This window comes from Stenotrophomonas sp. K-6 (genome assembly GCF_056861555.1).
Map to the genome: position 1 here is coordinate 113,017 of NZ_JBSPUC010000002.1, position 12,218 is coordinate 125,234.

Sequence of the window (12,218 nt, forward strand, 5' to 3'; positions counted from 1 at the left end):
GGCGCCGCACTGGTACCCTTTCCTTCCCCTCTTCGCCTCGATGCCGCCGCCATGAGCCGACTCCGTATCTTTGATGACACCGCCCCGGATGTCCCGCTGTTCGACAGCCGGGATGGCGAGGCCATCGCTGCCGAACTGAAGAAGATCGGCGTCACGTTCGAGCGCTGGCAGGCGGCCCACGAGGTTGCGCCGGGCGCCAGCCAGGACGAGGTCTTCGCCGCCTACAAGGTCGATATCGACCGCCTGGTCGCTACGCACGGCTTCAAGAGCGTGGACGTCGCGTCGATCGCGCCGGACAATCCCAACCGCGCCGAACTGCGCAAGAAGTTCCTGGATGAGCACTTCCACAAGGAAGATGAAGTCCGTTTCTTCGTCGCCGGCTCGGGGCTGTTCACCCTGCACGTGGACGGCAAGGTCTACGAGATCGAGTGCGTCAAGAACGACCTGATCGCCGTGCCCGATGGGATCACCCATTGGTTCGACATGGGCGAGGAACCGAGCTTCGTGGCGATCCGCTTCTTCACCGAGCCGGATGGCTGGGTCGGCCATTTCACCGGCAGCGACATCGCCCAGACCTTCCCGCGTTACCACCCCGCACAGCACCAGGCCGACTGATCCATGCCGCATCCGACCGTCATCCTCACCGATATCGAGGGCACCACCAGCAGCATTTCGTTCGTCAAGAACGTGCTGTTCCCGTATGCGCGCAAGGCATTGCCGGCGTTCGTCGCCGCGCATGGCCAGGAGCCGCAGGTGCGTCGCTGGCTGGACGCGGTGGCGGTCGAGATCGGTGGGGCCTGCCAGGACAGCCTGGTCGTGGAGACACTGCAGGGCTGGATCGACCAGGACCGCAAGCACACCGCGCTCAAGGCGCTGCAGGGCATGATCTGGGAAGCCGGCTACCGCAATGGCGACTACAAAGCGCACTTCTACCCGGAAGTGGCCGCCGTGCTGAAGGGCTGGCATGCCGAGGGCAAGCCACTGTACGTGTATTCCTCCGGCTCGGTGCCGGCGCAGAAGCAGTTCTTCGGCTTCAGCGAAGCGGGCGACCTGACCGGGCTGGTCTCGGGCTGGTTCGACACCGAAGTCGGCGGCAAGCGTGAGGCAGACAGCTACCGCCGGATCGTCGAGGCGATCGGCGTGCCGGCCAGCCAGATCGTGTTCCTGTCCGACGTGGTGGAAGAGCTGGATGCTGCGCGCGAGGCCGGCCTGCAGACACGTCTGCTGGATCGGCTTGAGGATTACCCGTTGCCGCGCAGTGGTGAAGCCACGCACGGCCACGACCGCGTCGAGAATTTCCAGCAGATCACGCTGTAACCGGGTACATCCACGCGGCTCCATGGGGCGCCAATCCAATGAACGCATCGCCATGCGCAGAGCGGCTGCCGCCGGGCACGTAGCATGATTCATGCGTGGATGCCTTCCGCGCGATTGCGGCACCCAGCCTCTTCATCCCCAAGCGATGGATAGCTGGTCCGGGCGGTGCAACGGGATGAGGACCGTTGTGCCGCTCGACGAGGTGGCGCGGATGAGATCGTCCTCCAGCGCCAGCGCGACGAACGGGTCCGTTCGGCTCAGCACCAGCAGCCAGATCAGCCTATTGGTCGCGGCCTCGCTCGCTGCGATAAAGCCATCTTCACCTGCGGCGCAGCACTCGCCACAGGTGATGAGCGTGTCTGTCGACAGCGTGATGGCACTCAGTATTGCCAGCCCCTCACAACCATGGGCGCCCACCTGCCACGCATCCGACGCTGGAATCCATGTCTTCTCCATCACCCCCGGGTGATGCTCGGACGTTTCGAACAGGCAGTAAAATCCATTCGCGAAAGCAAGTGAATCCCGACGGGGATACGCTTCTTCCTGCCACCTGGTCTGGATGATGCGTTGGTCTGCTGCAAACACGTGCGTGGCCTGTTCAACGATACGTTGGAGGATAGCTCACGCACCGTACGCGCTGACCAGCTCCCGCCGCTACAGGGCGGCGGTTGTATCGACCAACGAGGTGAGCCTCAGCGCCTTCTGCAGCGTCGCCAGATCGGCATCCGCGCGCAGCCGGATCGTCACCGTCGCGCCCGGCACCAGGTCCAGCGCGTTGTCGTCGAGCGTGGCATCCAGCCCGTCGAACGCGATCCACAGCGCACGCACCAGCGTGGCCGAGCGCAGCGTCAACACATAGCCGTCGCCGTCGGCGCGCAATGCGCTGTCGATGGCCGGCCGTGACAGCGCCAAGGCCTTGGCCGGCACGAAGTACACCACCTGCTGCGACAGCCGTTCCCCCCCATCGAACAGCTCGACCACCGCCACGGTGCGGGTCGGATCGGCCCCCTTCAACAGGTCGGCATCGGCAAAGCGCCCCACCTCCAGCGCGGACAACGGCGGCAGGGCCACGGTATGCCGCTGCTCGCTGCGCAGCGTGCCATCCAGATCGATCACCCGCAGCCGCCATGTCGCCTGCAGACCCTGCTGGCGGTCATTGAGCAGACTCAGCCGGGTAGTGGCGTCGTCGCGCAGCGCCGCCACCGCGTGGTCGGCGAAGAAGCGCCGGGCGTGGAAATGCAGCGCCTTCCAGCGCCCGGCGTAGTCGATGCTCGACCACGACGCCCCCGGCCACACATCGTTGAGCTGCCAGTACAGCGAGCCCATCGTGTACGGCCGTGAGGCACGGTGATGCAGGGCTGCCAGCTGGATGCCGTCGGCCTGCATCACCTGGCTCAGGTACACGAATGCCGGGAAGTCGCGAGGCGTGCCGTACTCCTCCTCGATGTACTTGAGCAGGCGCTGGTTGCCCTCGCCCGCCATGAATTTCTGGTGTGCGCGCACCGTCGGGCTGTCGACCTGCTGCTCGGCGGCGGGAATGATGCCGTCCAGCGTGCGCAGCACAGGCCAGGCCTGCAGCCCGTACTCGGACATGAAACGCGGCGTTTCGCGCAGGTAGGCGGTCACCGGCAGCGCCGGGTTGCCCCACACCTGCCAGTAGTGCTTGTCACCACGGGTGGAATCGTTGGCCTTCTCGTCCAGATCATTGCTCGGCGAGCTCGACCAGTACCGCACGCCCAGCCCTTCCTCGGCCACCACCTGGCGCAGATCATTGCCGAACAGGTCCACATAGCCCTGCCAGACCTTGGCGGCGAAGGCAGGATCGGCAGCGGTCAGGTCGCGACCGTGGCCCCAGTCCTTCCATGCGGTCTCTTCCTCGTTGTTGCCACACCACAGCACCACGCTGGGGTGATGGCGCAGGCGGCGCACATTGTCCCGCGCCTCTTCGACCACGTTCGCGCGGAACGCCGGATCGTAGCCCGGCTGCATGCCGCCACCGAACATGAAGTCCTGCCAGACCAGCAGCCCGAGTTCGTCGGCGATATCGAAGAACACATCGTCTTCGTAATAGCCACCGCCCCAGTTGCGCAGCATGTTCATGTTGGCATCGCGCGCCGCGGTCAGCTCGCGCCGGATCCGCGCCGCGTCCACACGCGCGGGGAACATGTCGAACGGAATCACATTGGCGCCCTTGGCAAAGATCGGCACACCGTTGATCACGAACGCGAAGCCCTGCCCGCCGTTGCGGTCCACTTCGCGGCGCAGCTCGACGGTGCGCAGGCCGGTGCGCTGCTCGATGTGCGTCGCCTCCGCCGTCTCAGGCGCCAGGGTGGCACGCACGGTATAGCGCGCCTGCTCGCCCTGCCCGGCCGGCCACCAACGACGCGGCGTCTGCAGCGCCACCGGCACTGCGATGCGGTTGTCACCGGCCTTGAGCAGCGTCTTGCGGTCGATGCGCGCCACGCGCCCACCGTCGGGGTCCAGCACCTCGATCCGCACCGCAGCCGAGCCCACCGCCGCGCTTTCCACCTCCACCGCGATCTCAAGGTCCGCCTTGGCTGCATCCAGGCTGCGGGTCTGCACCGCCAGCGCGGTCAAGCGTTGTGCGTCCCAGCTCTCCAGCGTCACCGGCCGCCAGATGCCGGCGGTCACGTAACGTGGACCCCAGTCCCAGCCGAAGTGATAGCCCGGCTTGCGCACGAAATTGCCGACCATCGCGTCTTTGGGCTCATCGCCATAGGGCGAGGGGTAGTTGCCGGCGATCTTGTGCGGCATCGCCTGCACGTCCGGCAGCAGGGTGCGGATCGGCGAGCGCAGCACGATCCGGAGTTCATTGCCGTGGGGCCGCAACTGGCCGTCCACCCGCGCGCGCCAGGTGCGATGGCTGTTGTTGGCCTGCAGGAGGGGCTGGCCGTTGAGCGTGACGGTGGCGAACGTATCCAGCCCTTCGAAGGCCAGCTCGGCATGCGCGCGCGCCAGCGTGGCCGCATCCACATCAAACTGTGCGCGGTATTCCCAGTCGGCCAGGCCGATCCATTGCAGACCGGCTTCCGGTGCGCCCACGTAGGGATCGGGAATCAGCCCCTGCGCCAGCAGATCGGTATGCACCGCGCCGGGCACCTGTGCGGCACGCCACTTGGCCAGCTGCGGGTGGTCACCAAGCTGGGCATCGCCGGGCAGCAGGCGGAATGACCACTCCGCCGCCAGCGGGGCAGCTGCCACGGGCAGTGCCCATGCTGCCAGCAGGACCAGCAACAGCCAGCAGGCCGGTGCAACGACATGGAGACGGCTGTGCGCGCGCATGGGGACCTGCCTGGCTGTGGGAGCAGCCGACCAACGGTCGGCTCTACCGGGGTTTTGGGAGCCGGCCGACGGTCGGCGCTACCGGATTCAGCGCACTACGTTGAGCACTTCGTAGCAGGCGCCCATGGTGTGGTAATCGGTCTTGCCGGCCGGGCTCTTTTCATCGCTGTACTTGCCGTTGTCCGCGTCCAGGATGCGGAACCACGCACCGTACTGGTGATCGACCATGTGCGCCCACGAATACGCCCACAGGCGGTCGTACCAGTCCCAGTACACGGGATCGCCGGTGCGCTTGGCCAGCAGCGCGGCGGTGGCCAGCGATTCGGCCTGCACCCAGAAGTACTTGTCGTCATCGCAGACGCTGCCATCCGGCGCGAAGCCGTAATACAGCCCGCCACGCTCGGCATCCCAGCTGCGCGCCACCGCCACATCGAACAGATGCCGCGCGGTCGGCACCAGCCAGTCGGCCTGCACATGACGGTCCAGGATCAGCAGCAGCTTGGCCCACTCGGTCTGATGCCCTGGCTGGAAGCCCCAGGGGCGGAACAGGTGCTTGGGGTTGTCGCGGTTGTAGTCCCAGTCGATCTGCCAATCCGTGTCGTAGTGCTCCCACACCAGACCATCGCCCTGCGCGGCCTGGCGGCGGGTCATGTGGTCGGCCAGCAGCAGCGCACGATCAAGATAGCGCTGCTCGCCACTGGCTTCGAACGCGGCCAGCATCGCCTCGCACATGTGCATGTTGGCGTTCTGACCGCGGTAATCGCTGAAGGTCCAGTCGGCATCGGCTTCATCCTTGTACAGGCCGAACGCCGGTTCCCAGAAGCGCGTTTCCAGCAGTTGCCACGTTTCGTCCATCCACGAACGCGCCTCGGCAATGCCGGCTTTCAGCGCGCAGCTGTAGGCCAACAGCACGAACGCGACGCCGTAGCAGTGGTTGGTCGCATCTTCGACCACGCCATCGCGCAGCGTCCAGGCGTAGCCACCGGTGGCCGGGTTGCGGTGCACGTCGCGCAGGTACCGCACACCGTGTTCAACCGCCGCCAGATCCTCGGGCTTGCCGAACTCGCGGTAGGCCATCGCGTGGTTGAACACGAAACGGGTGCTGCTGACCAGATGACGGTGGCTGGCGTCGTACACGCTGCCATCGTCACGGTAGTAATGGAAGAAACCGCCCTTGGGGTCGATTTCATGTGGCTGATAGAACGCCATCGTCCGCGCGATATGGGCCCGCAGGAACGCCGGCGAACGGAAATCGGGCTGGGATGCGGTGGTGGTGCTCATGCGGCGGTTTCCTGTTGTTGCTGCAGCAGTTGCTGGACTTCCCCAAGGCTGGGCATCGCGGCGAACGCACCCTTGCGGGTCACCGCCAGTGCACCCACGGCCGCGCCAAAGTGGATCGCCTCCAGCAGACCGGTCTGTTCGGCGCAGAACGCCGCAAACGCCGTGCCGTCACCGCCGCGTTCGCCGATGCCGAACAGCAGGCCACCCACGAAGGCATCGCCGGCCGCGGTGGAATCCACCGTCGTCACCTGGAAGCCGGTGAGTACGCCGTTGCCGTGGCGGGTGTGCCAGCGGATCGGTGCGGCGCCGTCGGTGATCACCACCGCCTGGGCCTGCGCGCCGAGCAGGCGCTCGATCACCGCCGCACCGCCGTCTGGCACCGAGGCCGCCAGGTACTCCAGTTCCTCGCGCGACAGCTTGACCAGATCGGCCAGCGACAGCGCCTCCCACAGGCGCGGCAGCGGGTCGACACCGGTCGGCCACAGCGCGGGGCGCAGGTTGAGGTCGATGCTGACCATCGCACCGGCCTGGCGTGCGCGCCGCATGCCCTCCAGCGTAGCCTCGGCAATCTCCGCCTCGGTCAGACTGTTGGAGCACACGTGGAAACTGCGCGTGCCCTCGAAGCAGTTCGGATGGAAATGCGTGCTGCGGAACAGCAGGTCCGCTGCGGGTGGGCGGTAGAAGCTGAAGCTGCGCTCGCCGCTGGCATCGAGTGCGACGAACGCCAGCGCCGTCTTGGCTTCATCCGTGCGCACGATGCAGTCGGTCGCCACGCCGGCATTGGCCAGGCTCTCGGCGAGGAAATCGCCGAACATGTCCTGACCGAGCATGCCGGCGAAATGCGTGTCCGCGCCCAGCCGTGCGGCCGCCACGGCCACGTTGGCCGGCGCGCCGCCGGCATATTGCAGGAACGCACGCGGCGTATCGGGAGACGCCGGAGGTTGGGCAAGTAGATCGATCAAAATCTCGCCGAAACAGACAATCTTGGACATCTTGGCCTCAATTTCCCTGGCGGATTCCAGCGGCCGGGCGCGAGCCCCACAGGCCGTAGAAGATGATGTAGCCGTAGCACAGCAGCGGCAGGATGAAGGACGGCTGCAGACCGATATGGTCAGCCAGCTTGCCCTGCAGGACCGGGATCAGCGCCCCGCCGACGATCGCCATGATCAGCAGGCTCGACGCCTTGGTGGTCAGCGTGCCGAGGCGTTCGATGCTCAGTGCGAAGATCGTCGGGAACATGATCGAGTTGAACAGGCCGATCGCCACCACCGAGTAGAGCGCCACCTGCCCTTGGCTGAGCATGGTCAGGGCCAACAGCGCCACGTTCATGCTGGCGAACAGAGTCAGCAGCAGGCGCGGCGAGAAGCGGGTCATGATCGCCGAACCGGCAAAGCGGCCGATCATCGCCATCGTCCAGTACGCAGAAACGTAATGCGTGGCCTGCTGCTCGCTGAAGCCGCCGATGTTCGGCAGCGACAGGTAGTTCACCAGCACGCTGCCCACCGCCACTTCCGCGCCCACGTAGAAGAAGATGCCGAGCACGCCGAAGCGGACATGGCGGTGACGCAGCGCCTCCATCAGGGTGTGCTTGTCGCCGCTGTTCTGCTCGGTCGTCTCATTCAGTGCCGGCAGGCGGAACAGATAGACGAACACGGCAAGCAGGACCAGCGCGATCGCCAGGCCGACATACGGGCCCTGCACCGACTGGGCTTCCTGGGTGCGGTAGGCCAGCTGTTCGGCCATCGGCAGCACATTGATCTCGTCGGCAGTCTTGACGGTGTTGCCCAGGATGAGCAGCCCGCCGAAGATCGGCGCGATCGCCGTGCCCAGCGAGTTCAAGGCCTGCGCCAGCGTCAGGCGGCTGGAGGCCGTCTGCTCCGGGCCCAGCAGCGCGACGTAAGGATTGGCCGCCACCTGCAGCACCGTGATGCCGGTGGCCAGTACGAACAGCGCGCCGAGGAAGGCCTCATACACGCGCAGCTCGGCCGCCGGCCAGAAGCCGAGCGCGCCCACCGCGGCAATGGCAAGACCGGCCACGATGCCGTTCTTGTAGCCCAGCCGTGCGACCAGCCGACTGGCCGGCACCGACATCAGGAAGTACGCACCGAAGAAGGTGAACTGCACCAGCATCGCGCGAGCGTAGGTCAGGTCGAACACCGCCTTCAGATGCGGGATCAGGATGTCGTTGAGGCAGGTGAGGAAGCCCCACATGAAGAAGATCGTGGTCGCCACGGCCAGCGCGACACGCGTGTTCACCACGGGCGCAGCGGAGGATGAGGTCGGGAGACGGGGCGTTGGGGAAATGGGCATTCAGGTACGCGCCTCATTGCGCGAGCAGGTGAAAAGGAGCGATCTCAGGCGACAGGCGTGCCGCTGCTTTCGCGGATACGAAGTTGAACCGGTGCCACAGTACGCTGCGGCGACGCTTCCGGGTGATCCAATCGCTGCAGCAGCAGCTCGGCGGCCTGTTGCCCGCGCTCGCGAGGGTTGACGGTCAGCGTGGTCAGCGGCGGCATCGCGACCGAGGCCTCGGAGATGTCATCGAAACCGGTGACGGCGAAATCACGGCCCGGCTGCACGCCGCGCGAGGCCAGGCCCAGCATCAGCCCGAGCGCGACGCTGTCGTTGTAGCAGACCGCTGCGGTGGGCACGGCATCCAGCGCGAACAGCTCGCTGGTGCGCGCGGCCGCGTCCAGGCGGCTGGGCGAGGATTCGATCAGCCACTCCGGCTGCACCGGCATGCCCGCCTCCACCAGAGCCTGCGCATAGCCGGTACGGCGCTGGTGGCAGGAACTGGAGGCGGCGTGGCCACCATAGAAGGCGATGCGCTGGTGGCCCTGCGCGATCAGATGGCGTGTAGCCAGGTAGGCGCCCTGCTGGTTGTCCAGGGTCAGGAAGTCCCACTCGGCACCCGGCAGTTCCCGGTTGAACAGCAGGACGTTGGCATGACCGAGCACCTGGCGCAGTTGCCCGGCATCGCTGCCTTCGGCCGGCGACAGGATCAGCCCGGCCGGCATGTGCTCCATCAACGTGGTCAGCACGGCCTGCTGCCGCGCCGGCGATTCACCGGTGCTGCCAAGCAGGGTCACGAAGCCCTTGCCGCCCAGCGCCTCATCCACCCCGGAGGCGAACTCGGCGAAGAACGGATTGGACAGATCATTGATCACCAGCGCCACGCTCGAGGACGTGCGCCGACGGAGGTTGGCCGCGCCGCGGTTGTACACGTAGCGCTGGCGCCGCAGTTCAGCCTCCACCTTGGCGCGGGTATCGACGTTGACCAACGGGCTGCCACGCAGCACCAGCGACACGGTCGCGCGCGACACGCCGATTGCCTCGGCGATGTCGGTCACGGTGACCGCGCGCGTGCCTTTGCCGCTGGGGGTGGCCTTGTCGTTCATCAGGTCGTCGGGTTCCTCAAGCAAGGTGCAAGCCTAAACGATCGCGCTGACCTGCTGCTCATTCCAGCACCGCGCCCGGGGTGGCGCAGAACGAGACCGGCAGCGCGTCCGCCTGAGTGCCCCAGCCACTCTCCGGTGCGGTGCGGCCCAAGGCGAAGGCGATGGTGCCACCGCGCTGCAGCTGCGCCCAGTCCAGCCACACCGGCGCATGCGCGCGGCCATCGACCTGGACGTTCTGGACGTACTGCAGCTGACGGCCATCGGCGCCCGGCGCCTTCAGGGTCAGGGTCTTGCCCTGGCCCAGGTCGATCTCGGCGCGGGCGAAGCGCGGGGTATGCAGCAGGAACTCACCGCTGCCCGGCACGGCCGGGTACAGGCCGAGCGCACTGAACAGGTACCACGCCGACATCGTGCCCAGGTCATCGTTGCCGGTCACGCCGTTGGGCGCGTTGGTGAACAGCTGCTGCGCGGCGCGCACCACGGTGGCGGTCTTCCACGGCTGGCCGATCAGCGTGTACATCCACGGCGCGTGCAGGTCCGGCTCATTGTTGGGGTTGTAGCGGAACTGGTTGTAATAGCTGTACGGCCCAACCACCCATTCCTTGCGCGCGGCGGTCAGCGGCGATGTCACGAGGGCGTCGTAAGCGAAGAAGGTGTCCAGGCGGCGCGCGGCCTGTTCGCGGCCGTGCATGGCCTGGACCAGGCCCGGCACGTCCTGCTGCGCCAGCCACTGGTACTGCCACGCGGTGCCTTCATGGAACCCGTGGTGCGAGCGCGGGCTGTACTTGCCATCGGCCGGCAGGTACCACGCGCCATCCTCCATGCGCGGCCGCGGGAAGCCGTTGAAGTCGCCCTCCTCGTCACGCACCGACGGATCCCACACCTTGTGCCAGTTGCGGCCGCGCTCGCGCAGCACACCGGCATCGGCGGCATGGCCCAGGCCATCGGCCATCTGCGCCAGCGCGCAGTCGGCCAGTGCGTACTCCAGCGTTGCCGAGCCCCCGTGGTGCGGGTCCACGTCCATGCCCTTGGAGGGGAACGCACGGTCGTACTGCACATAGCCGTTGGCCAGGTAGTTCGGGTTGCCCGAACGGCCGGCGTGACGCGAGTTCATCGGCGGCACTTCGAAGGCGTTCTTGCGCAGCGCGGTGTAGGCCTCACCCTCACGGCCGGCCAGTGCGCCGAAACGCCACAGGTCCACCAGGAACGGCGTGACCGGATCACCCGTCATGATGTTCGTTTCGAAGTTGGCATAGCCCCAGCGCGGCAGCCAGCCGCCCTGCGCCTCGATGGCCAGCAGGGTCCGGCCGATGTCGCGCGCGACCTCGGGCTTGGTCAGTGCCAGCCACTGGTTCTGCGCACGGTAGGTATCCCACAGCGAGAAGTACTCGTAGTAGGTCCAACCATCGGCGCGATGGATCTGGTCGTCGTAGCCACGGTAGCGGCCATCGGCGTCGCTGCCGGTCAGCGGCTGCAGCAGCGCGTGGTACAGCGCGGTGTACAGCACGGTGCGGTCGTCGCTGTTGCCGCCCTGCACGCGCACGGCCGCCAGTTCCTTGCGCCACTGCTGCTGCGCCATCTGGCGCATCTGATCGAAGCCGAGCAGGCGATCGCCCTGCATGCCATCGCTGCGCAGATTGGCGCGCGCGCCTTCGGCATCCACGTGCGAAATCGCGCTGACCGCGGTCACCGCACGGCCCTTGGCCAGATCGAAGCTGAGCCAGGCGCCGCTTGGCTTGAGCTCGCCTTCCATGCCGTGCCGTGCGCCGGGCAGCCCACCGCCCTCGCCCCAGGTGCCGAACGCCTTGAACGGACGGTCGAACTCGATGCGGAACCAGGTGGTGTACTGATGCCCACCGCAGAAGCTCTTGGTGACCAGCTTGCCTTCCACGGCACGGTCGCCGACCACGTCGACCACACTGCCGATCACCGAATGGCGCTCGTTGGCCTGCCCAAGGTTGACCAGCACGTGGCCGGTGCCGGCATCGGCGGCAAAGGTGTAGCGCTCGGCGGCCGCGCGGGTCCGCGCGGTGGCCTCGGCATCGATGCCGCCGTAGTTGGTCAGGCGCACCTTGTAATAGCCCGCCTGGCCCACTTCGCCGTCGTGGGTGTAGCTGGAGGCGTAGCGCTTGTGGTCGAAGCTCTTGGCGTCGTCGGTATTGAAGTCACCGCCCGGGCCGATGCTGCCGGTTACCGGCAGGACCGAGACCTGGCCGCCCTGTTCCCAGCAGCCGGCACCGGACAGGAACGAGTGCCCGAAACCGCGGATCTTGGGGTCGTCATAGCGCCAGCCGGCGTAGTGCTCGCCGATCGGGCTGACCTGGATCAGACCAAACGGGGCCGAGGCGCCCGGGAACGTATTGCCATCATCCTTGCTGCCGATGAAGGTGTTGACCTCGCGCTCCAGCGCGGCGGGCGCGGCCTGCAGCAACAGCGGTGCACAGCTCAGCGCCAGCAGGCAGGCCAGTCCCGCGAGCGGGCGGCGGCGGCGGACCGGACGGGCGCCGGCAGTAGCAACAACAGCAACATGGTGGGAAAAACGGGTCACGGACACGGGCTCCTTGTCGGACGTGGCGGCAGCGAGAACCAACGGCGACGGGGGCCGGCGGCTCCTGGTACTGGGCGACCCAATCCACACCCCGGTGAATTTAGATCGATTTAAGTAAAGCACGGAGATTTCGCGGGATGCATTCTGCGCTGCAACATGGCTCGCCCTGCCGCCTGCCCCCGCCTCTGGTGCCTTGCTGCGCAGTCTCCCTCCCCCAGCTGCGCCCCCGCGTCGGCGGTCGCTGCAGTTGCGGCGACGCCTGGTTCGGAGGCGATGCCGCGCCACGCCGCGCTGGCGCCCAGGCCCTGAGGACGTTCGGCCCCGTTCCATATTGCGGAGCAGCATGCTTCCCGGCGCGGGGCGTGTTAAAA

General features: G+C 66.9%; 9 protein-coding genes. 2 read left to right on the forward strand and 7 right to left on the reverse strand.

Features of this window, described 5'->3' with window-relative positions; all coding sequences use genetic code 11:
• The first annotated feature begins 51 nt into the window (after positions 1-51).
• Positions 52-615 (forward strand): 1,2-dihydroxy-3-keto-5-methylthiopentene dioxygenase, encoded by a 564-nt coding sequence (locus AC13F7_RS05870; RefSeq protein WP_481468256.1) that lies wholly within the window; start codon positions 52-54, stop codon positions 613-615.
• A gap of 3 nt (positions 616-618) precedes the next feature.
• The gene (gene mtnC, locus AC13F7_RS05875; protein WP_482999553.1) at positions 619-1,317 is read left to right on the forward strand and encodes an acireductone synthase; all 699 of its coding nucleotides are present in this window, start codon (positions 619-621) and stop codon (positions 1,315-1,317) included.
• 132 nt (positions 1,318-1,449) lie between these two features.
• Here mtnC and AC13F7_RS05880 read toward each other — a convergent pair whose 3' ends face one another.
• From AC13F7_RS05880 to AC13F7_RS05910, 7 genes are all read right to left on the reverse strand, one after another.
• A complete protein-coding gene (locus tag AC13F7_RS05880; RefSeq protein ID WP_481468259.1) occupies positions 1,450-1,902 on the reverse strand; it encodes a hypothetical protein in 453 nt (150 codons plus the stop codon).
• 69 nt (positions 1,903-1,971) lie between these two features.
• Entirely contained in the window at positions 1,972-4,620 is a 2,649-nt protein-coding gene (locus tag AC13F7_RS05885) for a beta-mannosidase (protein WP_482999554.1), read from the reverse strand.
• 87 nt (positions 4,621-4,707) lie between these two features.
• Complete coding sequence (locus AC13F7_RS05890) at positions 4,708-5,901, reverse strand: AGE family epimerase/isomerase (RefSeq protein ID WP_482999555.1); 1,194 nt, start codon at positions 5,899-5,901, stop codon at positions 4,708-4,710.
• On the reverse strand, positions 5,898-6,893 hold the full coding sequence (locus tag AC13F7_RS05895) for a carbohydrate kinase family protein (RefSeq protein ID WP_482999556.1): 996 nt from the start codon (positions 6,891-6,893) through the stop codon (positions 5,898-5,900). The genes AC13F7_RS05890 and AC13F7_RS05895 overlap by 4 nt, the downstream gene beginning before the upstream one ends.
• Before the next feature lie 7 nt (positions 6,894-6,900).
• Positions 6,901-8,211, reverse strand: coding sequence for an L-fucose:H+ symporter permease (gene fucP / locus AC13F7_RS05900; protein ID WP_346470533.1), 1,311 nt, complete (start codon positions 8,209-8,211; stop codon positions 6,901-6,903).
• 44 nt (positions 8,212-8,255) lie between these two features.
• Positions 8,256-9,299, reverse strand: a complete 1,044-nt coding sequence (locus tag AC13F7_RS05905) for a LacI family DNA-binding transcriptional regulator (RefSeq protein WP_483000098.1) — start codon at positions 9,297-9,299, stop codon at positions 8,256-8,258.
• Positions 9,300-9,357: 58 nt separating this feature from the next.
• On the reverse strand, positions 9,358-11,766 hold the full coding sequence (locus AC13F7_RS05910) for a GH92 family glycosyl hydrolase (RefSeq protein WP_483000100.1): 2,409 nt from the start codon (positions 11,764-11,766) through the stop codon (positions 9,358-9,360).
• Positions 11,767-12,218: the final 452 nt, after the last annotated feature.